Source organism: Rhodococcus sp. H29-C3 (assembly GCF_030063405.1).
In the GTDB taxonomy this organism is placed as follows: Bacteria; Actinomycetota; Actinomycetes; order Mycobacteriales; family Mycobacteriaceae; genus Rhodococcoides.
Window position 1 is genome coordinate 159225 of record NZ_JASITC010000008.1, and the last position, 25580, is coordinate 184804.

A 25580-nucleotide genomic window follows, 5' to 3' on the forward strand; every position below is an offset into this window, starting at 1 on the left:
TACTGGGACCCAGCTGGGCCACGGAGTGCAGCTGGGGTTCGGGTCAGGCGCGGCCGTAGGTGCCCATTGCCGAGGTCAGTCGGTCCACAGCACTGCCGATTCCGAGCTCGGAAGCCAGCTGCGACAGCCGATCCGGGTCGGCGTGCACAGCTGGGATGATGTCCGAGCGTGAGAACTCGACCTCGGCATCGGTGACGACGCGAACTACGGGCAGTGCTGCATCCAGGTAGTCGCTCGCCGCCGTCAGTTTTGCTCGGATGCCCTTCGCTAGATCTGATGCTGGATCGTTCACCGCTGCGCGCAGGTCGGCTACGGAGCCGTATCGCAGCATGAGCGTCGACGCCGTCTTCTCGCCGACGCCTTTCACGCCCGGGAGTCCGTCCGAGGCATCACCGCGTAGAAGGGCGAGTTCGGCATATGCTTCGCCCGCCCGGTGCGGGGGAACCCCGTATTTGTCTGCCACTTCCGCGGGGCCGAACAACTCTGCTTTCGCCAACCCCCGTCCGACGTAGAGGACCCTGACCTGGTTGGGTTCATCGGATGCAACCTGCAGAAGATCTCGATCTCCGCTGACGACGACGACCGGATCTTCTCGCTCGCGGGCAGCCAGAGTTCCGAGTACGTCGTCGGCTTCGAGTCCGACTGATCCGGCAGTTGCGATCCCTGCGGCTGCGAGCACGTTCATGATCATCTCGACCTGCGGCGTCAGCGTTTCGGGTACTTCTTCGCTCGATCCGGTGTCGGGAAGTACTTCTGCGACGCGGTGCGCCTTGTACGACGGCACTGCATCCACTCGAAATTTCGGGCGCCAATCGAGATCCAGGCAGACGGCGAGACGGCGCGGCTCGGTGCGAGCCATCAGAGCGGCGACCATATCGATGAATCCCCGCACGGCGTTGACCGGTCGCCCATCCGGTGCCGTGATCGATTCGGGTAGCGCGTAGTAGGCCCGAAACCACAGGCTGGCTCCGTCGAGAAGGAGAAGAGGTGACGTTCCCGGGGCTGTCATGGACATCATCTTGCCAAACGCCGTTAGCCTGAAGTCATGAGTTCCGATTCCACGTCGTCACCCACCCGATTCGCGACAGAAATCTATGCCTCGCGGCTGGCTCACGCGGCCGAGTACGCCGGGCAGGCGGGCCTGGATGCGTTGCTGGTCACCCCTGGTCCAGATCTGCAATACCTGGTCGGATCGCGGGCAAGTTCGTTCGAGCGCCTGATCTGCCTGGTGATCCCCGCGGATGGCTCGAGCCCCACCGTGATCGTCCCGCGGATCGAGTTGGCAGCCTTGCAGGATTCCGCGGTCGGTGATCTCGGTCTCGTCATTACCGATTGGGTGGATGGAGTCAGTTCGTACGCACTTGTCGCCGCCATCTTGCCGTCCGGCGCGAAGACCGCGGTCGACGACGCCATGCCGGCATTGCACTTCGTGCCGTTGGCCGAGAAGCTGGGTCGGACACCGATTTTGGCGACCGCGGTGTTGCGGCAACTGCGAATGTCGAAAGACAGCGCCGAGATCGAGGCGCTCCGGCGCGCCGGCCACGCCATCGACCGGGTCCACGCCCGAATGGGGGACTTCCTGAGAGTTGGCCGAACGGAGGCCGCAGTTGCACACGACATCGGCGCCGCGATCGTGGAGGAAGGGCACACCGAGGCAGCGTTCATCATCGTCGGTTCCGGTCCGCACGGCGCGGATCCACATCACGAGGTGTCGGAGCGCATCATCGAGGCAGGAGATGTCGTCGTGATCGACATCGGCGGGCCTGTCGCGCCGGGGTACAACTCCGATTCGACGCGTACATATGTTTTGGGCGAGCCCTCTGCCGAAGTTGCCGAGCAGTACGCCGTTCTCGAGCGAGCACAACAGGCGGCAGTCGATGCAGTCAGGCCCGGTGTGAGAGCCGAGACCATCGACGCGGCGGCGCGCGACGTACTGTCCGCCGAGGGACTAGGAGATGTGTTCCTGCACCGCACCGGCCACGGAATCGGTCTGTCGGTTCACGAGGAGCCTTACATCGTGGCAGGAAATGACATCGAATTGGTCGAGGGGATGGCCTTCAGTATCGAACCCGGGATCTATTTTCGGGGCCGGTGGGGTGCGCGAATCGAGGACATCGTGATCGTCACCGCGGACGGGTGCGAGTCGGTCAACCTTCGGCCGCACGGGCTGGCGGTGTTACCGACCACGTAGGTCAGCGCGCAAGCAGTGACCGAGAGCCCAGTATCCGTTGGACGGCGATCGTGATGACGACGCGTTCCGGATTCTCCCGAGGGACTCGGTAGCGGTGGGCGTATCGATGCTCCGCCTCGTGGACGTCGTCTCGGTCGGTCAGCACGGTGCTCGGCCCTTCCAACGTCAGCCACCGCGGCCCTTCGATCTGACTGACAGCTGCATAGCCACCTCGTGCAGCGTTGATCGCCTTCTGTGTCGTGCGGCCGGTGATCACGCGCGCAATGCGAGCTTCGGGATCCCAGGTGAACCCGACAGCGACGACGTGGGGCGTGCCGTCGGCGCGGAGTGTCGTCAGCGTTGCGAGATGACGTTGGGTAAGAAATTCGGTCGCCTCGGCGGTGAGGGCTGCGGGGTCTGCGGGGGTGGTGGCCATGCTACGACCGTAATCGGCGACACTGTCAGTCGTGACGTCCACTCCACCCAGTGACACTTTTCCGCACCATGTCGGCACAGTCCTGCTTCTAGGGGGCCGCAGCGAGATCGGTATGGAGGTGGCGACGAGGCTTGCACCGGGTCGGACCGTCGTACTTGCCGCGAGGCGGAGCGATCAACTTTCCTCGCAGGTCGGGCGATTGCAGGCCGCCGGTGCACGCAGCGTCGCAACGGTGGAGTTCGATGCCGACGACGTGAGCCGGCACGGCGAGTTTCTCGAATCCGTCGCGCAGGAGCACGGCCCGTTGGCGACCGTGGTTCTGGCATTCGGAATCCTCGGTGATCAGTCACGGGCGGTATCGGACGCCGAGCACGCAATGGCGATCGTGCATACCGACTTTGTCGCTCAGATTTCTGTTCTCACTCACGGGGCTCGGATGATGCGCGTACAGGGGAGCGGCGAACTCGTAGTCTTCTCCTCCGTGGCCGGCATCCGCGTGCGCAAGGCCAACTATGTGTACGGCTCGGCCAAGGCTGGGCTCGACGGCTTCGCGAGCGGTCTAGCGGATGCACTGCATGGGTCGGGGGTATCACTGCTACTGGTCCGCCCAGGCTTCGTCATCGGATCGATGACCGAGGGAATGTCTCCCGCACCGTTTTCCAGTACACCAGGCCAAGTCGCTGATGCCGTGGCGCATGCGCTGGCAAGAAAGAAGTCTCGGGTGTGGGTGCCCGGCATCCTCGGACCCCTGTACGCCGGATTGAATCTGCTGCCGTCGTGGCTCTGGCGAAAGATGCCTCGCTGATGCTCCCGGGCGGCCGGATAGCGATTGTCGGTATCGGAGCGGACGGTTGGGAAGGTATAGCCGAATCCGCCAGGGCAGTGATCTTGTCCTCGGACGTGGTCTTCGGCTCGACTCGGCAGTTGGCGACGCTTCCCATACCGGACGATCGCTTACGTCGGTGGCCGTCCCCGATGTTGCCCGGACTACGCGCGTCGATCGACGAGTTCGACGGTAAGCGGGTATGCGTACTCGCGAGCGGGGATCCGATGTTCCACGGCATCGGAGTCACGCTGGCAAGGGAATTCGGCGCCCAGCGGTTGCATGTGATGCCGGCCCCGTCGTCGATGTCGTTGGCCTGCGCACGTCTGGGCTGGGCGGTGCACAGCACGACCGCGGTCAGTCTCGTCAACTCCGAAGTCGCGACGCTGGTACCAGCCTTGGCCCATGGCTCCCGAGTGATCGTTCTTTCCCGAGATCAGCACACCCCCGCTCAGGTGGTGTCGTTGCTGCGTGAATCGGGGTTCGCGGACTCGGCTGTCACAGTCTTCGAACAACTGGGTGGACACGCCGAACGGTCGATGACCGGTACTGCGCGCGCGTGGAGCGAGGCGCCCGGAGATCCGCTCAACGTCGTCGCTGTCGACTGCGTGTTCTCGCCCACAGCATCTCGGATCAGTCGAATCCCAGGGCTACCCGACGCTGTCTACGCCGGTGACGGTCAGCTGACCAAATCCGAGGTTCGGGCATTGACGGTCAGTGCACTTGCACCGACGCCGGGAGAAGTGTTGTTCGACGTCGGTGGCGGGTCCGGATCGATCGGCATCGAATGGATGCGAACGGATCCACGATGCACCGCAGTCGCATTCGAGATTCTCGAGGCACGGCGATCACAGATCGAGGTCAACGCACATGCGCTCGGCGTTCCAGGCCTCCAGGTTCGTGGCGCTGCACCCGACTGCTTCGGCGACGGTGAGCAGCCCGATGCGGTATTCATCGGTGGCGGACTGACACAGAGCGAGATGATCGAGGCCTGTTGGTCGCAACTGCGAGAAGGTGGGAGACTCGTCGCGAATGCGGTGACGGCCGAATCCGAGGCTCTTCTTCTACAATGCGTGGATCGGTACGGTGGGTCGCTGAGAAAGTTTCAGATCTACCGGGGGGAGCCGTTGGGCTCGTTCACGAGTTGGCGACCGCAACTTCCGGTTGCGCAGTGGATGTCGACCAAGCAGTGAGAGTGCTGGTACTCGGAGGCACTTCCGAGTCGCGAGAGCTGGCCGCACGATTGTCCGGCGACGATCGGTTCGACTTCGTCACGTCTCTTGCCGGCCGTGTCCGGGACCCGAAACTCCCGCTGGGCACTTCGCGCGTCGGCGGGTTCGGCGGGGCCGACGGGCTGACCCGCTGGCTGCACGATCACGAGATCGACGCGATGGTGGACGCGACGCATCCCTTCGCCTCCACGATCTCGAACAACGCCGCCATCGCTGCTGCACGCTTTCGCATCCCGCTTCTCGGACTGCATCGCACGCCGTGGTCCTCCAGGCCCGGTGACCAGTGGCTGGAGGTATTCACCCCAGGCGAAGCAGCGGCGGCCATTCCAGCCGACGCCGGTCGCGTCCTGCTGACGATCGGGCGTCAGGAGGTAGCGGCCTTCGCGGCCGTCGAATCCAGCTGGTTTCTGATTCGTAGCATCGATCCACCGGACCCGGTACTTCCGATCCATCACGAATTACTGCTCGCACGAGGGCCGTTCGACATCGACGCCGAGATCGAACTGATGCGTCGACGCGGGATCGACGCCGTCGTCAGCAAGAACAGCGGGGGAGTGATGACGGAAGCGAAGATCACCGCGGCGAGAGAACTGGGCATTCCAGTGATCATGATCGCCCGGCCGACTGTGCCACCCGATCGACGTGTGGTTCACACCGTGGACGACGTGCTGGCCTGGCTGGATTCGCTTTCCGGCTAGGCGCGTCCCTCTGCAGCAGGGTATCTCCGTGGCGTGAAGATCATTGGGCCACTACCCGTGTCGATGACCTCAGTGAGCGAGGATCCCACGATGAGGAGACACCTCATATCAATTTTCGCTTCGGCGAGATCGGCCAACCGGACGGTGGTCACCGACTCGTCTTCGCTTCCCACTGCGCGACCGATGACCACCGGAGTGTCAGGTCCACGATGTTCGAGGAGGATGTCACGTGTGGCAGAGATCTGCCATGTCCTCGACTTCGAGGCGGGGTTGTAGATGGCAATCGCCATGTCCGCTTCGGCCACAGCCGACAGTCGCGCGGCCACGACGGCCCAGGGTTTGAGGCGATCCGACAGTGAAATCACGGCATAGTCGTGTCCGAGTGGTGCGCCGACGCGGCTTGCTACCGCATTGGCTGCGGTCATTCCAGGGACGACCCGCACCGGCACGGTAGACCATTGATCTTCGGCGGCGATCTCGACGACTGCCGAGGCCATTGCAAACACTCCAGGATCGCCGGAGGACACCACTACAACCCGTCGGCCCCGCTTCGCGAGGTCCAACGCGAAAGCGGCACGTTCGGACTCGACCTTGTTGTCGCTTGCATGCCGAATCTGACCGGCCTGCATCGGGACTCGGTCGAGATACGTCACATAACCGACTAGGTCGGTGGCAGCGCGAAGCTCATGACGAACCTCGTCCGTCGTCCACCTGTCTGCGCCCGGACCGAGGCCGACGACGGCAACTTCACCCAGTGTGCGCGATTCGACGGGATTGTTCGCCGGGCTCGGCACGATTGCGATGGAGAAGTACGGCACCTCGTCGGCGACGACGTCGGCAGCGGCAAGAACCCGTTCGCTACCGGTACTGGCTCGTTCGACGTAGTACGCTTCGTCGAGTCGCCCCGAATCTTTCAGTGCAGCTACAACATTGGGGTACGTGCGCCCGAGCTTCATGATTGCCGCCGCATCGGTGTTTCGAAGCCGCCTCGTCAGCTCGGCGACAGACAGCGTTCCGGGTAACACCGTGAAGACTTCGTCGCGCTCGACCAATGGTGTCTTCAGTGCGGCCGAGGCGGCGCTCACCGAAGTCACACCCGGTACGATCTCTACGTCGAACCGGTCGCAGAGCCTCTTGTGCATGTGCATGTAGGAGCTGTAGAAAAGCGGGTCGCCCTCGGCGAGAAGTACTACCGAGAGTCCGGACTCGAGATGTGCGGCAAGGCGTTCGGCTGCCTGGGTGTAGAACTCGTCGATAGCTCCCTGATAGCCGCCTGGGTGATCGGTGGTCTCCGTGGTGACCGGGTACACCAGGTGCTCTTCGATCTGACCTTCGCGCATATAGCCGGCGGCGACTCCGCGTGAGATGGATTTGCCATGCTTGGCGCTGTGGAATGCCACGACATCGGCTTCACCGATGACCCGCGCAGCTTTGACCGTCACCAGTTCGGGATCCCCGGGCCCGATACCGACGCCCCACAACTTTCCTGGAATTACGCTCATTCTTCCTCGCTTGCAATGGCATTCACTGCGGCGGCTGTGATGGCGCTACCGCCACGCCGTCCCCGAACCACCAGATACTCGAGACCGAAGTTCGATGCGATGAGGTCCTCTTTGGATTCGGCAGCACCGATGAAACCGACCGGCCCCCCGACGATCGCAGCGGGTTTGGGCGCGCCTGCAGCCAGCATCTCGAGCAAACGGAACAGCGCTGTCGGCGCGTTACCGATCGCAACTACGGCGCCATCGAGCCGATCTCCCCACAACTCGAGCGCGGCGGCAGTTCGAGTCGTGCCCATCTTGGCCGCGAGATCACGCACTCTCGGATCCGACAGCGTGCAGATCACTTCGTTGTCGGCGGGCAATCGTCGACGAGTGACACCTGCCGCGACCATTTTCACATCGCACAGAACCGGTGCACCTGCAGCGAGAGCAGTGCGGGCACTGGAAACAACCGACGGTGTGGCACCGACAACTTCGGTGAGGTCGACTTCACCGCTGGCATGGATCATCCGAACGACGACCTGCGCGACGTCAGGGGCGAACGCCGAAAGATTTGCCTCGGCTCGAATAGTCGCGAAGGACTGTCGATAGATCTCCGCACCGTCGCGGATGTAGTCGTACATGGAGTTCACGATAGGTCAGAACGGAGACCCCTCATGACACCCGGTATCCGGCGCCGGTGGCGACGACGTTCACGATCTCGCCTTTCGGCCTGCCACATCGACGCTCGCATCCTGACCAATGTTCGCGTTGGTCAGCAAGATTCCGGCCGGCAGCCACGGCGTCACGTAGATCCCCCCGCACGTCGGCATTCGACTTCTCGCACCCAGGTGCGCCGGTGCAGGCGCTGAGGTTCACCCAGGGTGAGTCGGCATCGAAGATCAAGCCCATCGGGGCCAGTACTCGGACCACCTGTTCGGCAGCGCCCTCGTCGAGATCGCACACGACGATCCCGCGCCACGGCGTGACGACGAGCGGTTTGTCGATTGCAGCGAGAAACTCGGCGAGCCGTGCGTCGAGGACTCCGAGCGCAAGGACTCCGCCCAGCGCGACGAGTCCGTCGCCCTGCGACAGCCACCCGACCGGGGGCGTATCAGACGGCCGAGTGGCCAGTGGGGCCGTAGTTGTCGGGTCGTAGCCGGATGAATCGAGGCCCAGCGTTGCGAGAACTCGTGCGGGTCCGTCGGCGAGCTCGGTCAGTCGCCACTCCGTGCCCCGCAACGAGACGAATATCCGGGCGGCGTCCACCAGCACGTCGACGACGCTGTCGCGGTCGACCCTGACACCCGTATCAGCGCCACCGAGGATCAGTGCGAACGACGCTGGCGAAAGCGCTTGGACACCGAAGTCCGGGTCCAGAGCGGTGACATCGCCTCGGCCGTCGTCGAGGGCGAACAGCGTCCGGCCGGGAAGATCCACCAGGTCGGCACAGGCGCACAGGCCTCGGTCGAGTGCGGTGATCAAGGTTCGGACATCGGTGACACCATTCACCCGACCAGTCAAGGGCGAGGCAAGTATGTTGCGCACACGCTCGTGAGAGGGAGAGGGCAACATACCGGCATCCGCTAGGCGTCGAGCCAGCTCGGTGCTATCCCGAACCCCGCGGAATTGAATGTTGCCACGGGATGTCAGTTGCATAGACCCGTTGCCGAGATCGCCGGCAGCCTTCGCGAGAACCTGCATGTGGGAAGGGTCGACCAATCCGCCGGGCAGCCGCACCCTGGCCAGCGCGCCATCGGCTGCTTGGTGCAAGGTCAGTGCACCTGGGCAGCGGTCGGGGGTTGTTCTCGGATCGCTCGACGTCACCTGTCCAAGGCTACAAGTGCATCTTGTCGGGGTTTCCCGATGTAACGAGCCGGAGGGTTTCTTCGGTAGCATCCCCTTCGAACGGCTTCGGCCGAGAGGAAGCCGGTGCAAGTCCGGCGCGGTCGCGCCACTGTGAAAGCCAGACCCTCTCCCGTGAGCCCACACGCAAGACAAATGCGGGGCGCGAAAACCCCGAGGAGGGCAGTAACCGTGATCCTGCTTCTGTCCACATCGGACACCGACCTGCTCAGCGCGCGTGCCAGCGGCGCCGACTATCGGTGGGGAAATCCCTCGCGCCTGCTCGCCGACGATGTTGCAGGGCTGGCTGAGGGCATTGATTTGATCGTGCTCCGGATCCTGGGGTCGAAGCGGTCCTGGGAAGAAGGCGTCGACGCGGTACTCGCCTCGGGGGTGCCGGTGGTCGTTCTCGGCGGGGAGCAGGCGCCGGACGCGGAGTTGATGGAGTTGTCGACGGTCCCCGGCAATGTCGCAGCTCAAGCCCACAATTACCTGGCAGAAGGTGGCCCGGAAAATCTTGCCGAGCTCTTCGGCTTCCTGTCCGACACCGTTCTGCTCACCGGTCATGGGTTTTCTGCGCCCGTCCACACACCTACGTGGGGAGTATTGGAGTCTTCGGTGACACCCGCCGATGCCGACGGACCGACCATCGCGATCCTCTACTACCGAGCGCAGCATCTGGCCGGAAACACGGCGTACATCGAAGCTCTTGCCACGGCCGTCGAGGCGAAGGGCGGGAAGGCGCTTCCGCTCTTCTGCGCGTCGTTGCGCGCCGCAGACCCGGAACTACTGGGCGCTTTGAAGTCGGCCGACGCGATGATCGTGACAGTGTTGGCCGCGGGCGGAACCAAGCCTGCGGGCGCGTCGGCAGGCGGCGACGACGAAGCATGGGACGTTACCGAACTAGCTGCGCTGGACGTTCCCATCCTGCAGGGGCTTTGCTTGACCAGCAGCCGGGCCACCTGGGATGCGAACGACGACGGCATGTCGCCGCTCGATGTAGCGACTCAAGTTGCAGTTCCCGAATTCGACGGCCGACTCATCACGGTTCCGTTTTCGTTCAAAGAGATCGACGGCGATGGCCTGACCACCTACGTCCCCGATCACGAACGTGCTGCGCGGGTAGCTGGAATCGCGGTGCGTCATGCACGACTTCGCTACATTCCTACGTCGGAGCGCAGGATTGCCCTGATGTTCTCGGCGTACCCGACCAAACATGCTCGCATCGGAAATGCCGTCGGCCTCGATACGCCGGCAAGCGCGATTTCGCTCATGACCGAGATGCGCACCGCGGGATACGATCTCGGACCAGAGGACGGACCCGACGCCGTTCCGGGCTTGGCCGCCCGCGATGGCGACGCACTCATTCACGCACTTATCGCGCGTGGTGGACAGGACCCGGATTGGCTCACCGACGCACAGCTCGAGGGCAATCCGATCCGCATCTCGGCCGCGCGGTACCGGTCGTGGTTCGCTGAGCTCCCGGAGGACCTGACGACCGCCGTCGAGAAGCATTGGGGCCCAGCTCCCGGTGATCTGTACGTCGACCGTTCGAGCGATCGCGACGGCGAAATCGTCATCGCGGCAATGCAGTTCGGCAACGTCGTCATCATGGTTCAACCGCCCCGCGGATTCGGCGAGCGACCCGTCGCGATCTATCACGATCCGGATCTACCTCCCAGTCACCACTATCTCGCGGCGTATCGCTGGATCCAGGCGTCGATTCAGGACGGTGGCTTCGGTGCCGACGCGATGGTCCACCTGGGAAAGCATGGCAATCTCGAGTGGCTGCCAGGTAAGACGCTCGGGATGTCCGCTTCGTGCGGCACCGATGCCGCACTCGGCGACCTGCCGCTGATCTACCCATTCCTCGTCAACGATCCGGGTGAGGGGACGCAGGCCAAGCGTCGTGCCCACGCCACTCTGGTCGATCACCTCATCCCGCCGATGGCCCGCGCCGAGAGTTACGGCGACATCTCCCGGCTCGAGCAGTTGCTCGACGAGCATGCCAACATCTCGGCTTTGGACCCGGCCAAACTGCCTGCTATCAGGCAGCAGATCTGGACTCTGATGACCGCGGCCCAGATGCATCAGGACCTCGGATTGGAGGAGCGTCCCGACGAAGAAGTGTTCGACGACATGCTGCTGCACGTCGACGGTTGGCTCTGCGAGATCAAAGACGTCCAGATCCGGGACGGTCTGCATATCCTCGGTCAGGAGCCGGTCGGCGACGCCGAGGTGGAATTGGTGCTGGCGATGCTGCGTGCACGTCAGATGTGGGGCGGCGAACAAACCGTGCCCGGACTTCGCGAAGCGTTGGGACTGAGCGAGGACGGAGACGAGGAGCGAACACGAGTCGACGCCATCGAGTCGATCGCACACGGTCTCGTGGCGACGATGCAGACGACTCAGTGGGATCCCGGCGCCGCCGAAGCAGTAGCGGCCGAGCACGGACCGGTCGTTGCCGAGATCCTTCGCTTCGCGGCCACCGAGGTGGTTCCCAGGCTTCGGGCAACCTCTCGCGAGATCGACCAGATCCTCCACGCGCTCGACGGTGGGTTCATTCCCGCCGGACCGAGCGGGTCCCCGCTGCGCGGACTCATCAACGTTCTGCCGACCGGCAGGAACTTCTACTCTGTCGATCCCAAGGCAGTGCCCTCGCGCCTGGCGTGGGAAACCGGGCAGGCAATGGCCGAGTCGCTTCTCGCCCGCTACCGCAAGGACCACGGGGAGTGGCCCAAGTCCGTAGGTCTGTCGGTGTGGGGCACCTCCGCCATGCGGACGTCCGGCGACGATGTCGCAGAAGTCTTCGCACTCCTCGGTGTCGCACCGGTGTGGGACGAGGCTTCCAGACGCGTCACAAAGCTCGAGGTCATCGAACTGGACGAACTGGGACGTCCGCGGATCGACGTCACGGTGCGGATCAGTGGTTTCTTCCGTGACGCCTTTCCTCACGTGCTGGCGATGCTCGACGACGCAGTACGCCTCGTCGCTTCATTGGACGAACCGGCCGACCAGAACTACGTTCGCGCACACGCTCAGGCAGATCTCGCCGAGCATGGCGATGAGCGTCGCTCGACGACCCGCATCTTCGGCTCGAAGCCTGGAACCTACGGCGCTGGGCTGCTGCAACTGATCGACAGCAAGACCTGGCGCAGCGACGAGGATCTGGCGCAGGTCTACACGACGTGGGGCGGTTTCGCATACGGGCGGGGCCTCGACGGAGTGCCCGCGTCGGACGATATGCGCAGTGCGTACCGCCGCATCGCGGTTGCCGCAAAGAACACCGACACTCGGGAACACGACATCGCCGATTCGGACGACTATTTTCAGTACCACGGCGGGATGGTCGCAACTGTTCGTGCCCTGACGGGGAAGTCTCCCGAGGCGTACATCGGTGACAGCACGAGGCCGGAATCCGTGCGGACCAGAACGCTATCCGAGGAAACCGCTCGCGTGTTCCGCGCACGCGTGATCAACCCTCGCTGGCTCGAAGCGATGCGCCGACACGGCTACAAGGGCGCGTTCGAGATGGCGGCCACGGTCGACTACTTGTTCGGGTACGACGCCACCACTGATGTCGTCGCCGATTGGATGTACGAAAAGCTGGCCGAGACGTACGTCCTGGACGAGCAGAATCAAAAGTTCATGCAGCAGTCCAATCCATGGGCTCTGCACGGGATCGCGGAACGGTTGCTCGAAGCGGCCGAACGAAAGATGTGGGCCGAGCCCGATGCCGCAATCCTCGACGGTCTACGCCAGGTGTATCTCGAAACCGAAGGCGACCTGGAGGGGGAGTAGCCGTACCCTTTATCGGCATGACCACCTTTACGAGCATCGCCGACGGAAAATTCGTGTCACTGACCACCTTCAAGAAGGACGGGACTCCCGTCGCGACGCCGTTGTGGGGTGCGCGCGACGGAGATCGTCTTCTCGTGTGGACGCCGACTGATTCGTGGAAGGTCAAGCGCATCAAGCGCAACTCCTCGGTCACCATCGCCTTGTGTTCGGCGCGGGGCAAGGTCGAGGGCGACGCAGTCGACGGTGTTGCCGAGGTTCTGGACGCCGCGGGTACCGAGAAGGCGCGCTCGGCAATATCGTCCAAGTACGGCATTCTCGGTTGGTTGACGGTGAAGGGAAGCTCGCTTCGTCGAGGAAAGTCAGGGACGGTGGGCATCTCGATCGTGCCGGCGTAGTCGACGCTGACAGCCGCCACCGATGTTCCTGCCACCGGTCTTGCTTGATTCGACATTCATATCGTTCGGTCGGCAATCGTTCGCGGTGACAGTTCCGAATGTTTTTCGAGTGCTCGATAATCGGTGACGAGTTCCGTCGCCAGAACGGAGATTTCAACGTGCCGATCGCGGTATCCGACTACAACCATGTTCGCCTCACAGTCAGCGACATCGACGTCTCGCGCAAGTTCTACGACGAGGTGTTCGGCTTCGAGGTCGCGTTTGCCTTCGATCCGAATGCAGACGAAGAAACCAAGAAGTCTCTGTGGTTCCTCTTCGGCGGAGTGATCTACAAGTTTCCCGGCGGATTGTTCGGCTTGCGCCCGGTCGCACCCGAGGGAGATTCCTTCGACGAAGATCGAACGGGACTCGACCATCTGGCCTTCAGTGTCGAGAAGCATCAGGACTTGAAGGACGCAGTGGCGACGCTGGACAAGCTCGGTATCGCGCACGAGCCGATCAAGAGCGGTGGCCCTGGATTGTCGATCGTTGAGTTCCGTGACCCCGACAATATTGCTTTGGAAATCGCGGGCCCCAGCGAATAGCTACTGCGCTTCACTCACCGAGGACATGTGGAAGTCCGGAATACGCAACGGCGGCATAGCCGTTCGCGTGAACCAGTCTTTCCATTCCCGGGGCAGCGTCTTCTCCGTTGCCCCGGCCTCCGTGGCTCGGCTCAACAGGGCCAGTGGGCTTTCATTGAAGCGGAAGTTGTTGACCGCGCCGACTACCTTGCCGTTTTCGACCAGGTAGACGCCGTCGCGAGTCAACCCCGTCAGCAGCAGGGTCGCAGGGTCCACCTCGCGGATGTACCAGAGTGTGCTCAGTAGCAGTCCTCGTTCGGTTCGCGCGACCATCTCTTCGAGGGTGGTGTCCGACCCACCGGTAAGAACGAGGTTGTCGCCCGGAACTGTCAGCTCGGTGTCGTATTTCTCCGCGAGAAAGCGCGGGTAGGCGAGCGCATTGATCGTTCCGTTTCGGATCTACTCGACGCGAGAGGTGGACACGCCGTTGTCGAAAAGCGATACGGAGTCGTTCGAAGAACCCGTTGCGACGAATGGCGAGTACTCGAGCCCCTCGTGCCGAGGGTCCGAGAACAACGTCAGCGGCAACTGGCCCAGCTTCTCACCGATGCGAGTTCCGCCCGCCCGAGAAAGCGCCGTATGCCCTTCCTGTGCGCCACGCCCCTCCATGGTCCACATCAGATAGATCATCAAGTCGGCAACCGCGGACGGCGGCAGTAGAGTCTCGTACCGACCTGCGGGTAGATCGATTCGGTTTCTGGACCAGTCGAGCCTGGTGGACAGGTCTTCGAGCAGCTTTTCGACCGACACGTCGTCGAAGTACTTCGTGCTCGCGCCGACCCATGCGCTGGCGTCCGAACGTTTCCCATTGATCTCGATCGATCCGGTCGGCTGCGTGAATCGCCGTCTGACGCCGGTCGACGACCCGAGCCACACCGTTTCGATCTGGTGGTGTGCGAAACCGTAGAGCTGGTCCGACCCGTCGAAACCGGTCGACAGGGGACCGGTGAGGGACTCGAACACGCCTATCTCGGTCCGCGGCGGATCAGCATCCCAATCCGGCGCCACCGCGCTCCCCTCGACGAGGGGCATTGCATCCTCAGCCGATTCAGCTAGGCGAGCGGCATTTTCAGAGGAGCGGACCGTTGCTGCTATGTCTTTCGGGTCGACACTGGTGGACGAAGAAGTGGAAACCCGTGTGCCATCGTCCGCGCGAACGATGGAGACGACCGTCCATCGTCTGGACATTCCGACGCCGTTGGTGGTCATCGAATTGTTGGCCCATCGGAGCGAGGACTCACTGGAGTCGGTGACGATCACCAAAGTTTCGTCGACTGTGGCGGCATGTAGAACCTGCTCGACGACGTCCTGAGCTCGAATCACCGGACTCCCTCCGATCGAGTGTTGAGTACGTTGACGCCTCGGAAGAGAGCTGCCGGACAGCCATGGCTGACCGCAGCAACTTGACCGGGTTGCGCTTTGCCGCAATTGAATGCGCCACCGAGCCGCCTGGTCGACTCACCACCCAGCAGGTCCATCGAGCCCCAGAAGTCGGTGGTGGTCGCCTGATAGGCGACATCGCGTACTTGGCCTTCGAGTCGTCCATGTCGAATACGGAAGAACCGCTGACCGGTGAACTGAAAGTTGTACCGCTGCATATCGATCGACCACGACTTGTCGCCGACGACATAGATTCCGTCCTCGACAGCCGCCACCAGGTCGTCGATGCTGCGATCGACATTCGGGTCCGGTTGCAGGGAGACGTTGGCCATGCGCTGAATCGGAACGTGATGTGCGGAGTCGGCGTACGAGCACCCGTTGGACCTCGAAAGTCCGCGCCGCGGCGCGAAAACGCGATCCAATTGGTACCCCACCAGTACACCGTCGCGCACCAGGTCCCATTTCTGGGCGGCGACACCTTCGTCGTCGTAGCCCGTGCTTGCCAGCCCGTGAACTTCGGTGCGGTCGGCTGTTACGTGCATGGATGCGCTGCCGTACTTCAGTGTGCCGAGTTTGTCCGGCGTCGCGAAAGATGTACCTGCGTAGGCCGCCTCGTATCCGATAGCGCGGTCGTACTCAGTAGCGTGGCCGATCGATTCGTGGATCGTGAGCCACAGGTTGGTCGGGTCGATCACGAGGTCCAGGGGACCCTCCGCCACCGAAGGAGACTTCACTTTCTCACCCAGCCAGTCGGGTATGCGCGCGAGTTCGTCGGCCCAGTCCCACGTGCTGTCTGCAGCCAGGTATTCCCACCCACGACTGACCGGTGGCGCAAGAGTCCGCATTGTCTCGAAGGCGCCGGCGTCGGAGTCGACCGTGGTCGCCTCGAACTGTGGATGCAGTCGAACGCGTTGCTGAGTGATCGAACTGCCCGCCGAGTCCGCATAGAACGTCTGCTCTTTGACCTGTTGGACCGACGCCGTCACGTGGTCGACTCCGTCGGACGCTGCCAATCGCGACGAGTATTCGGCGAGAAGTTGGACTTTGTCACGGGTGGGAACGTCGAAAGGATCCACCTCGTAGTCCGACACCCAGGTTGCGTCCGAATAGATCGGTTCGCCTGCCAACTCGACGTGCTCGCGATTGAGGGCCCGCAGAGCAGTGGCGACATCGACGGCCGTCTTGGCGGTCCGTACCGCAGCGGCAACGGACAAGTCGCTGTGCGAGGCGAATCCCCAAGTACCGTCGATCACCACGCGAACTGCTAGCCCGATCTCGGAGCCGTCCACAGCCGATTGAACCGCACCGTCGCGAAGATTGAGAGACTGCGTGGTCAACCGGTGCACGCGAAGATCGGCGTGGGCAGCACCCGCTCGCCGCGCGGTATCGAGTACTGCCTCGGCAAGTTCGCGCAGGGGGAGCTCGAGAAAGTCCGGGTCCACATGTCTTCGCCGCTGCTGGGTCACAGGAATCGAGGTTAGCCGAACTGTTGCCATCCGAGTCGGATGACCATCCCGAACACGACCACCAGCAACACCACTCGCACGAATCCGGAACCACGAGCGAGCGCTATGCGTGAGCCCGACACTGCGCCGATCACATTGCACACAGCCATCGCCGCTCCCAACTGCCAGAGCACGTGACCGGTGACGGCGAAGAATGCCAATGCCCCGAGGTTGGAGCCGAGATTGAGCACCTTCGCCATTGCTGCACTGCGCACGAACTCGGTTCCGAGTAACGTCGCAAAAGCGATGATGAAGAACGTTCCGGTGCCAGGCCCGAGTATGCCATCGTAAAATCCGAATCCGCCGGCTGCGAGGAATACGACGGTCAGTGTCTTCCGCTTGCTCGGGGCGTGTGAGCCTGCAGCGGAGCCGATCGTGGGTCGAGCGGTCACCAGGGCCGCGACAGCGATCAATACGACCATGATGATCGGGATGAACAATTCGCGGTCGATCAAGGACACCGCAGCGGCACCTGCCGCCGACGCGACGGCTGCGAGGGCTCCGGCGGGAACGAGCAGTCGCCAGTCGAGTGCGATTCGACGGGAGAAGGTGACTACGGCTGCGAAAGTACCGAACACGGCAGTCATCTTGTTCGTGGCGAGCGCCGCCTGTGGGGCCAGCTGAGGCGCGACGAGCAAGATCGCGGGTAGGAGGATGAGCCCACCACCACCGACTACGGCGTCGACCCAACCTGCCGCTGTCGCTGCGACCATCAACAATCCCCAGTCGGCGGCAGTCATGCGGCAAACTCAATCACATGCGTAGATTCAGCTTGTGGCTCAGGGGGAAGCCCTTCATCGCCGACATGCTGCTAGCAGGCACTCTGTTCCTTTTCGAGGTTGTGACTTTCGTCAGCAACGTCGATATGAGAAGCCCGATGGTGTTCGTCGTCGGGGCGGTGGCGTTGAGTGCTCCGATCGCATGGCGACGACGGCACCCGCGGACGGTCGCGTGGTCGGTGCTGGCAGGCTCGCTGCTCATCACGCTCGGTGGACTTGCCGTCGGGGCGCCAACCGCTATTCATCCTGCTGCACTGTCCCTGCCGATCATGCTCTACACACTTATCGCGTACGTGGGCCGCCGAGAAGGACTGCTCTATCTGGGCGGGGTACTGCTCGATGGAGGTCTGGCGGTATGGGCGCTGGACGACGATGTGGTTCTTTCGATGCTGTTCACTGTTCTGCTGTACGGGTTCGCCTGGATCGCTGCCGAGTTCCTCGGAGCTCGCCGTGCGTACGACGAGGCGGTCGAGGCGAAACTGCTTGTCGCCGAATATGATCGGGACAGGCGTGCCGAGGAAGCCGTTGCACACGAGCGCACCCGCATCGCCCGGGAGTTGCACGACGTCATCGCACACGGTGTCAGCGTGATGATCGTTCAGGCAGATGGGGCGTCGTACGCGATCCGGCGGGATCCGGATCGAGCAGAAGAAGCAGTCGCGAACATCTCTGCCACCGGCAGGCAGGCGCTCGCGGAACTACGGCGCACGGTCGCACTACTCCGAACCACTCCCCATTCCGAGGACATGCCCATGTACGGGACTGCGGGGCTGGCAAAAGTGGTCGACATGATGTCGCGTGCCGGATTGAACGTAGAACTCGAACAAACCGGGAATCTGGACGACATCAGTCCCGCGATCAGTTTGGGTATTCATCGTCTCGTTCAGGAATCTCTCACCAACGTTCTGCGCCACGGGGGCCACGCTCCGCGGGCACGGGTCGCAGTCGTGCGCCGCGAGGAAGACGTCCTCGTCGAGATCGTCAACGGTGCTGGATCAGGAACCAGTGCCGTCGAGGGGACAGGGAACGGCCTGCTCGGCATGCGTGAGCGTGTTGCCGTCCTGCAGGGTGCGTTGGAAGCCGGCCGAACGGCGGACGGCAAGTGGCGAGTACGCGCTGAGTTGCCGCTCGAATGACGTTAGGTTGGGACCGTGCCGATTACAGTGCTCATCGTCGACGACCAAGAATTGATGCGGATGGGCCTGACGATGGTCCTCGACGCGCAGGAAGACATCACCGTCGTCGCGGAGGCGGCAGACGGATCGGCAGCCGTGCGCGCTGTCCACGAGCATCGACCGGACGTCGTTCTCATGGATGTTCGGATGCCGGGAATCGACGGTGTGCGAGCTACCTCGATGATCACCGAATCCGAGTCGAACTCCCGAGTGCTCGTCATGACGACGTTCGATCTCGACGAGCATGTCCTGGGAGCACTACGGGCAGGGGCGAGCGGGTTTCTGCTCAAGGACACCCCGTCCGAGGATTTGATATCCGCGATCCGCAGCGTCGCCGCCGGTGACGCGGTCGTCTCACCTAAAGTGACGCGGCGTCTACTGTCACGCTTCATCGCCGAGGACGCACCACTCGCACGGGACCCGGTGGTGCTCGACGCTCTCACCGACCGTGAACGGGAGGTGCTCGGATTGCTCGCAACAGGACTGTCCAACGCCGAGATCGCCGGTAAGTTGGTGTTGTCGGAAGCCACGGTGAAGACCCACATCGGCCGAATTCTGACGAAACTCGGCCTTCGTGATCGGGTTCAAGCGGTGGTTCTTGCATACGAAACGGGCGTCGTGCGTCCTCGGTTGTGAATCGTTACCGAAACGACGACGGATTCAGGGAGAAATACAACGTGGTCGTCCGTTGTCAGTGAAGGCGACGAAAGGAACGAACACGTGATTGCGCTATTTGCCCTCTATGTCATCGTCGAGGTGGCCACGCTGGTGGCTGTTGGTAGCGCTATCGGCGTGCTCTGGACCGTGCTGCTCCTCATCGCCGGTTCCGCTGCCGGGTTGATACTCGTCCGCGGTCAGGGCCGTCGCGTGATGGAAGGCCTCCGCAGCGCGAGTCGCGGTGAACGGTCCCCTGGTGGAGCGGTCGCCGACGGTGTGCTGTTCGCTATAGGTTCGGTCGCAATGTTCGTTCCAGGTTTGGTCACGACCGCGTTCGGCATCTTGCTTCTTCTGCCCCCCACACGCTGGGCGTTACGTCCCCTGGTGATGCTGGCGGCCGCCAGATGGATGCCGACGGTCGCCACGGCCGCTGGCGGGATGAGGCCGACCGTCATCGACGGCGAGGTCGTCTCCGATGCGCCCGGACGGACGGCCTATGACGGACCGTCCTCGAGCATGGTGCTCGAGGGACAGATAGTCGACATCGACGGGCAGGATTTCCAGAAGCCGGTTCGCTAAGGGCACACTGAACCATCGTGAGTACCCAACTGCTTCTCGGTGGACGGATCTACAGCCCGATGGCTCCCGACGCGAGCGCTATCGCAATTACCGACGGCATCGTGACGTGGACAGGTGAGGATCGAACGGGCCGCGCGCTGCACCCCGGTGCCGAAGAGATCGACCTGGCCGGCGCATTCGTGGCCCCCGCATTCGTGGACACACACGTCCACACCACCGCGTACGGTTTGGCTCTCGATGCGCTCGATCTGAGTGCGTGCCGCTCACGTGCAGAGTGTATGGATTCGATACGCCGTTACGCGCTGGAATGCTCCGATCCGCTGATCTGGGGGAACGGTTGGGACGACACGGCGTGGGACGAGCCGGGTGTGCTCTCGACCTCGGATCTGGACGACGCCGCCCCCGGCCGGCCGATCTATCTGGCCCGCGTGGACGGACACAGCGCCGCAAGTTCGACGGTTCTCCGCGCTGCCAGTGGCGCGATCGATTCCCTCGCGGGATTTCATCCCGAGCAGGCGCTTACCGGTGACGCTCACCACGCGGTTCGTCGTACCGCCTTGAAACTTTTGACTCCGTCCGCTCGAGCGGCCGCGAGAACCCGAGCCCTCGACAACGCCGCATCGAACGGCATCTGTGCCGTTCACGAATGTGGCGGTCCGGATATCTCCGGCCGTGACGATTTCCAGGAACTACTCGGTACCGAACACGGGGTCGAAGTACGCGGGTACTGGGGTGAATCGGTGTCCACCGCAGATCAAGCACGCGCGCTCATGCACGCGACAGGTGCACATGCGCTCGGGGGCGATCTGTTCGTCGACGGCTCGATCGGCTCACATACGGCGTGGCTCAGCGCGCCCTACAACGACGGGCCCGGCACCGGACTCTCGTTCCTGGACGTCGACGCGATTGCCACGCATGTGGCAGCCTGCACCGAAGCCGGGATCCAAGCGGGCTTCCATGCAATCGGCGACGCCGCTGTATCCGCCGTCGTACAGGGGTTTTCCCGTGTAGCGGCCGCCATCGGTGGCCCCGCCCTGGCAGCCCTCGGACATCGCGTCGAACACGTGGAGATGGTGTCCGGTGAACAAGCGGCGAAGTTGGCGTCCTGGGCAGTAATCGCAAGTATGCAGCCGATGTTCGACGAGCTGTGGGGTGGCGAGGAGGGGATGTATGCGCGTCGACTCGGGGGGGATCGTGCGCGGACGCTGAACCCGCTTGCACAACTGGCGTCCTCTGGCGTCTCCCTCGCATTCAGCTCCGACGCGCCGGTCACCGGGCTCGATCCATGGAGGATGCTGCGCGCAGCGGTCAATCACCGGACCGAGGGGAGTGCAATCTCGCCTCGAGCGGCGTTCTCGGCCGCTACGCGCGGTGCGTGGCGCGCGGGCGGCGTGCGGGATGGCCTTGCCGGCACCCTGACGCCGGGGGCTCCGGCAAGCTACGCGATCTGGGACGCAACCGATCTCGTGGTCAGGGCACCCAAGGACAGTGTTGCGCGTTGGTCGACCGACCCACGCGCCGGTGTCCCTGCCCTGCCATCGCTCGAGCCTGGCTCGCCGTCCCCGACCTGTCTTCGCACCGTGCATCGTGGGCGGACAATTCATGGCGCTTGAAGGGGTGGGGGCCGCCCGAGCGCAGGTGGTCCGCACTGGAGTGTCGGTCCTGTCCGCTGTGGCGTCCGGCCTCCTGCTGTTCCTGAGCTTCCCTCCCCGCCCCCTTTGGTTTCTCGCCCCAGTCGGGGTGGCACTTCTCGTCCTTGTCCTGCGGCGTTTCGGAACTACTGGGTCGATCTCGAAGAAGAGCGGTTTCGGGTATGGATTCCTCGCAGGACTGGGGTTCTTCGTTCCACTGCTCCCTTGGATCGGTGTCTACGTCGGTCCGCTGCCGTGGCTCGCACTCGCTGCAGCAGAATCTTTGTTCATCGGTCTCTTCGGCGTACTAGCCGTCGTTGTATCCCGAAACCGCTGGTGGCCGGTCTCCACGGCTGCCGTGTGGAGTCTCGTCGAGTGGGCAAGGTCGAATTTTCCGTTCGGTGGATTCCCTTGGGGCCGACTATCGTTCGGGCAACCCGACAGTTGGTTGCTGCCCCTCGCGAGCATCGGCGGGGCTCCGCTGCTGAGTTTCGGCGTTGCGCTGACCGGCACTGGACTTGCGGCGGTCGTATGTACTCTCGCGGCGAGAAAGAAACCTGCTGTCCGAGGCCGACTCGTTGTCGCGGTCGCGACCACGAGCGCGGCATCCATTGTCGCAGTTGCGCTTCTACCGACACTGGTGAGCAATGAACCAGAAGCAGGAGAGCGCACCATCACCGTGGCCGCAATCCAAGGCAGCGTGCCTCGGTTGGGTCTGGACTTCAACTCTCAGCGCCGCGCGGTATTGGACAATCACGTCCGGGAAACACTGGCGTTGGCCGACGAAGTATCGGCAGGGCGCGCGGATCGACCGGATCTGGTTGTCTGGCCCGAGAACGCTTCGGATATCGACCCGTTGCGAAACGCGGACGCGGCTTCGGAAATCACCGCGGCATCAGTGGCCGTCGGGGCACCGATTCTCGTCGGCACCGTCCTGGTGAACGACGATCGCACAACCACTAATTCGGTCATCGCATGGAATGGCGCCGAGGGGCCCGGCGAACGTCACGACAAGAAGATAATTCAACCGTTCGGTGAATACTTACCCTACCGAAGCTTCTTTCGAATGTTCTCGGAATACGCCGACAAAGCTGGCTACTTCGTCCCGGGTACGGGAAACGGCGTAGTTCACGCTGCTGGTATCGCTGCAGGTATCGCGACGTGCTATGAAGTCGCGTTCGACAGAGCTTTGACCGAATCTGTCCGATCGGGCGCAGAATTCATCGCGATCCCGACCAACAACGCTACCTTCGGTGACACCGAGATGACCTATCAGCAGTTGGCGATGTCGAGAATTCGTGCTGTCGAGCACGGGCGATCCGTTGTAGTCGCCGCAACCAGCGGGGTCAGCGCCATTGTCTCGCCCGACGGGTCGGTCGTCGAGCAGACCCCCTTGTTCGTCCCCGATACCCTCGTCGCACAGATCGGACTCCATAGCCGAACGACCGTCGCAACAGATCTGGGTGCGTGGCCGGAACGGCTCATATGCATCAGCGCGGCACTGTTTCTGCTGCTCGCAGTTGTACGCCCGCGAACAACAGGCAACGAGTCGGTTATCGAGCGAAGAAACATTTCAGAAGTCCGCAAATAAGCTTTGAACATATTTCAATCCTCATATCGTCCGCTACCGAATTGGACAATTCACTCGACTCAGCTGCGGTTTCATCGGAAGTGTAACGGACAGGGAATTGTTCTCGATTCTCAATTAATAGTCCGCCAAAACAATGGCGGCTGGCTATTGTGTGTTGGTAGATCGAAATTGTCATGAGCGCGATATGCAGCACGCATATCGCCAACCGTTGACCAGGAAGACCGGGGCCCTGGACGTTCGGTGGTGTACGCGCATGAGAGGGGGCGCCGGTGATGAGTCTTGCCATAGAAGGCACGGAGTGTAGACAGTCGACCCGCGGCACTGCACGACGTTGGAAACAGACTGCAAGCACGTTTCTGAATCCGCGCACAGTTCCAATCCATGATGTGGTCCGCTTCGAATCAACCTGAGTTGGCCGACTGCGTTGCCCGCGCCGAGAAGCCGATTGCTCAGTACTGGCCTGCACAGCTGCACCCGATCAGAACGGACAGTGAACACATTGATCGATCCTGCTCGCGCATCGTATCGACGACCGGTGTCGAAGCCGACGATCTGTTCGACGACGTTCCCGCGTCAGAAAGGCGAATGAATGCGAGCCGTGATTTCGGGGGAGTCGCATGGCTCCCTTCCTCGAAGTGATGACGAGACCTCGGGATTTCCGCTTTCCTCGGCGCAGCGTGGAATGTGGTTTGCGCAGCAACTGGCGCCCGAGGTCCCGGTCTGCATTGCGCAGTACGTGGACCTACGAGGTGACCTCGATCTCGAGCTACTGAGAAAGTCTTCACGTACCGCCGGGCACGAATTTCAATCTGCCTTTCTTCGGCTGTCCGAGATCGACGGGGAACCGATCCAGATCGTCGATCACGGCATAGACGACAACGTCGATTTTCTGGACCTGCGTAGCGAAGCGGATCCCATGGCCGCCGCAAAAGCATGGATCGACGAAAATTACACGGCACCAGTCGATCTGAGCCGCGATCGCCTGGTCACGGTGTGGATTCTGCAAGTCGAGGACAGTCGTTTCCTGTGGTACAGCAAAATTCATCACGTCGCACTCGACGGTTACGGCGCAATGACCATGGTCAACCGCACGGCCGAGCTCTATACAGCCGAGCTCGAAGGAAAGGATCCCAAGCCGTCGAGTGCAGCGGATTTGAAGAAGCTGTACTCACTCGATCAGAAATACCGACATTCTGGGCGGTTCGAAACCGACCGCGAGTACTGGGCCGACCACGTACGTGAGGTGCGGGGTGGCGCCACACTGGCGAACTTCGATGGCGCCACGGTAGCCGCGAGTAAGCTCGAAAGCGCGGCCCTCGACGAGCACGTCGTGAAGAACCTCGAGAAGTCGGACGCCACAAAGAGCGCAACGGCAGCCGCCGTAGTCATCGCAGCGTTCGCGTGCTATCTCTCACGCATGACGGGGCGCGAAGACGTCCTGGTGAACATTCCAGTGTCCGCAAGAACGACCGCAGTTCTCCGTCGCTCCGGCGGAATGCTGGTCAACGTCGCTCCGCTGCCCATCAGGGTCTCTCCGGCCGGCAGCATCGGCGATTTGGTACAGCATGTCCAACTCGAACTCATGGGAGCGCTGCGACATCAGCGATTCAGCATCGAGGACATCCGACGCGACCTGACCGCCAAGGGCCTCGATAGCGGCCTACTTGCGCCCATGGTCAACGTGATGCTGTTTCATCAGGAAATCCATCTCGGGCCCATCGCGGGTGAATTCAACATCGTCACCTCCGGCCCGGTCGACGACCTTTTGGTCAACATCTACCAAAGCGGCTCTCCAGCAAAGACATTCATCGACTTCCGCGGAAATCCGAACAGATACGTCGATGCGGATCTCGCCCGTCATCATCGTGGATTCATCGACATCCTCTCCGCGTTCGTCGAGGCAGGCCCACTTGATCTAGTCGACGATGTGCACGCCGAGAGCGCAGCTGTCGGTCGCCGCCGCAGACTCGAGCAACAACAGTTGGCTTACTGGTCGACAGCGCTTGCCGACGCACCTGTCGGAGTCGGCCTGGGGCCGTCCACACAGGGAACACCTTCCGAGGTTCATCCGAAGCCGAGACTTGGAGTCGAGGCTACCGTGGACTACCGAGTCCACCGACGACTTACTTCCGATGCGGCAAAGCACGGATCCAGCGTTCTCGTCACTGTTCACGCTGCTCTTGTCGCACTGTTGGCCCGCCTTTCGGGGGAGACCGACATCGCGATCGGCGCGCGGACACCGTTCACCGAAGGCAACACCATCGTGTTTCGGACTTCGGTCGTGCGCGGAGAACCGTTCGTCGAGTTGGCCTCCCGCGCGCACGAGAGCGATACCGCTGCTCTCGCTCACGCGGACGTGTCGATGGCCGACGTCTTCGAGAAACTCTCACGCGACGATCTCTATCGCGTCGTGCTGGCGTTCGGAACCAAAGCGACGCCCGCGGTCGGCACCGACGTCGAACTGGTGGTGGCGGTCGACGAAACGTTCGACGCGCTCGGCGCTCCCCACGGGATTGCAATCCGATTCGATTGCGAAGCAGCAGTTCTCGGCGAAGGGGCGCTTCGTGGTCACCTCGCTCGGCTGATCAAGATGCTCCGCGTTGTCTCTCAGAATTCGCGCGTCTTCACTGATGATATCGACGTGTTGTCCGAGTCCGAGTGTGAGTTGTTGGTGCCGGTGCGTGGTGGTGTGTCGGTGGATGGCCTGTTGTTGCCGGAGATTTTGTCTTCTGCTGTGGGTGTTGCGGGTGTGGATGCTGTGGCGTTGGTGTGTGGTGGG

The 25580-nt window shown here is 62.7% G+C and carries 20 protein-coding genes and 1 pseudogene; 13 read left to right on the forward strand and 8 right to left on the reverse strand.

The features are described from left to right. Positions 1–43: 43 nt before the first annotated feature. Positions 44–1018 (reverse strand): 5'-3' exonuclease, encoded by a 975-nt coding sequence (locus QMK32_RS18215; RefSeq protein WP_283476554.1) that lies wholly within the window; start codon positions 1016–1018, stop codon positions 44–46. Positions 1019–1045: 27 nt separating this feature from the next. Here QMK32_RS18215 and QMK32_RS18220 point away from each other — a divergent pair, with 27 nt between their 5' ends. Next, entirely contained in the window at positions 1046–2191 is a 1146-nt protein-coding gene (locus QMK32_RS18220; RefSeq protein ID WP_283476555.1) for a M24 family metallopeptidase, read from the forward strand. 1 nt (position 2192) lies between these two features. Here QMK32_RS18220 and QMK32_RS18225 read toward each other — a convergent pair whose 3' ends face one another. Further along, positions 2193–2606 carry a TIGR03618 family F420-dependent PPOX class oxidoreductase gene (locus QMK32_RS18225; RefSeq protein ID WP_283476556.1) on the reverse strand — a complete coding sequence of 138 codons (414 nt, stop codon included), beginning with the start codon at positions 2604–2606 and terminating at the stop codon, positions 2193–2195. Between the two features lie 22 nt (positions 2607–2628). On the opposite strand from QMK32_RS18225, the gene QMK32_RS18230 reads away from it, so the two are divergent. From QMK32_RS18230 to QMK32_RS18240, 3 genes are read left to right on the forward strand one after another with little or no spacing between them, the layout of a single operon-like run. Then, positions 2629–3411, forward strand: a complete 783-nt coding sequence (locus QMK32_RS18230; protein WP_502943687.1) for an SDR family NAD(P)-dependent oxidoreductase — start codon at positions 2629–2631, stop codon at positions 3409–3411. Next, the gene (gene cbiE / locus QMK32_RS18235; RefSeq protein WP_283476585.1) at positions 3411–4622 is read left to right on the forward strand and encodes a precorrin-6y C5,15-methyltransferase (decarboxylating) subunit CbiE; all 1212 of its coding nucleotides are present in this window, start codon (positions 3411–3413) and stop codon (positions 4620–4622) included. The genes QMK32_RS18230 and cbiE overlap by 1 nt, the downstream gene beginning before the upstream one ends. Then, positions 4601–5359, forward strand: a complete 759-nt coding sequence (locus QMK32_RS18240; protein WP_283476558.1) for a cobalt-precorrin-6A reductase — start codon at positions 4601–4603, stop codon at positions 5357–5359. The genes cbiE and QMK32_RS18240 overlap by 22 nt, the downstream gene beginning before the upstream one ends. On the opposite strand, the gene cobJ is transcribed toward QMK32_RS18240, so the two are convergent. The 3 genes from cobJ to cobG are packed head-to-tail and all read right to left on the reverse strand — an operon-like array spanning position 5356 to position 8667. Continuing rightward, entirely contained in the window at positions 5356–6861 is a 1506-nt protein-coding gene (gene cobJ, locus QMK32_RS18245; protein WP_283476559.1) for a precorrin-3B C(17)-methyltransferase, read from the reverse strand. The genes QMK32_RS18240 and cobJ overlap by 4 nt on opposite strands. After that, positions 6858–7484 carry a precorrin-8X methylmutase gene (locus tag QMK32_RS18250; protein ID WP_283476560.1) on the reverse strand — a complete coding sequence of 209 codons (627 nt, stop codon included), beginning with the start codon at positions 7482–7484 and terminating at the stop codon, positions 6858–6860. Before QMK32_RS18250 ends, cobJ begins: the two co-directional genes overlap by 4 nt. A 31-nt stretch (positions 7485–7515) precedes the next feature. Beyond that, a complete protein-coding gene (gene cobG, locus QMK32_RS18255; protein ID WP_283476561.1) occupies positions 7516–8667 on the reverse strand; it encodes a precorrin-3B synthase in 1152 nt (383 codons plus the stop codon). A gap of 210 nt (positions 8668–8877) precedes the next feature. Here cobG and cobN point away from each other — a divergent pair, with 210 nt between their 5' ends. The 3 genes from cobN (at position 8878) to QMK32_RS18270 (ending at position 13465) form a co-directional block, all read left to right on the forward strand. Next, positions 8878–12486 (forward strand): cobaltochelatase subunit CobN, encoded by a 3609-nt coding sequence (gene cobN, locus QMK32_RS18260; protein ID WP_283476562.1) that lies wholly within the window; start codon positions 8878–8880, stop codon positions 12484–12486. Between the two features lie 17 nt (positions 12487–12503). After that, the gene (locus QMK32_RS18265; protein ID WP_283476563.1) at positions 12504–12881 is read left to right on the forward strand and encodes a PPOX class F420-dependent oxidoreductase; all 378 of its coding nucleotides are present in this window, start codon (positions 12504–12506) and stop codon (positions 12879–12881) included. A gap of 158 nt (positions 12882–13039) precedes the next feature. Then, positions 13040–13465, forward strand: a complete 426-nt coding sequence (locus QMK32_RS18270) for a VOC family protein (protein ID WP_283476586.1) — start codon at positions 13040–13042, stop codon at positions 13463–13465. Here the strand turns inward: QMK32_RS18270 and QMK32_RS18275 are convergent. From QMK32_RS18275 to QMK32_RS18285, 3 genes and pseudogenes are all read right to left on the reverse strand, one after another. Further along, a pseudogene (locus QMK32_RS18275) lies at positions 13466–14827 on the reverse strand (metallopeptidase TldD-related protein). Further along, positions 14824–16350 (reverse strand): TldD/PmbA family protein, encoded by a 1527-nt coding sequence (locus QMK32_RS18280; protein ID WP_502943682.1) that lies wholly within the window; start codon positions 16348–16350, stop codon positions 14824–14826. The pseudogene QMK32_RS18275 and the gene QMK32_RS18280 overlap by 4 nt, the downstream one beginning before the upstream one ends. A gap of 11 nt (positions 16351–16361) precedes the next feature. Further along, the gene (locus tag QMK32_RS18285) at positions 16362–17129 is read right to left on the reverse strand and encodes a TSUP family transporter (RefSeq protein WP_136168983.1); all 768 of its coding nucleotides are present in this window, start codon (positions 17127–17129) and stop codon (positions 16362–16364) included. 17 nt (positions 17130–17146) lie between these two features. Between QMK32_RS18285 and QMK32_RS18290 the strand changes: the two genes are divergently transcribed. From QMK32_RS18290 to QMK32_RS18315, 6 genes are all read left to right on the forward strand, one after another. After that, a complete protein-coding gene (locus QMK32_RS18290) occupies positions 17147–18304 on the forward strand; it encodes a sensor histidine kinase (protein WP_269305848.1) in 1158 nt (385 codons plus the stop codon). Between the two features lie 15 nt (positions 18305–18319). Next, positions 18320–18979: a response regulator gene (locus QMK32_RS18295; protein ID WP_283476566.1), complete on the forward strand. Its 660-nt coding sequence runs from the start codon at positions 18320–18322 to the stop codon at positions 18977–18979. Between the two features lie 84 nt (positions 18980–19063). Then, positions 19064–19579 (forward strand): FxsA family protein, encoded by a 516-nt coding sequence (locus QMK32_RS18300; protein WP_283476567.1) that lies wholly within the window; start codon positions 19064–19066, stop codon positions 19577–19579. Between the two features lie 17 nt (positions 19580–19596). Then, a complete protein-coding gene (locus tag QMK32_RS18305; protein WP_283476568.1) occupies positions 19597–21192 on the forward strand; it encodes an amidohydrolase in 1596 nt (531 codons plus the stop codon). After that, positions 21182–22801 carry an apolipoprotein N-acyltransferase gene (lnt, locus tag QMK32_RS18310; RefSeq protein ID WP_283476569.1) on the forward strand — a complete coding sequence of 540 codons (1620 nt, stop codon included), beginning with the start codon at positions 21182–21184 and terminating at the stop codon, positions 22799–22801. Before QMK32_RS18305 ends, lnt begins: the two co-directional genes overlap by 11 nt. Positions 22802–23390: 589 nt before the next feature. Next, positions 23391–25580 (forward strand): condensation domain-containing protein (locus QMK32_RS18315; RefSeq protein WP_283476570.1); only part of this gene is annotated, 2190 nt, incomplete at its 3' end.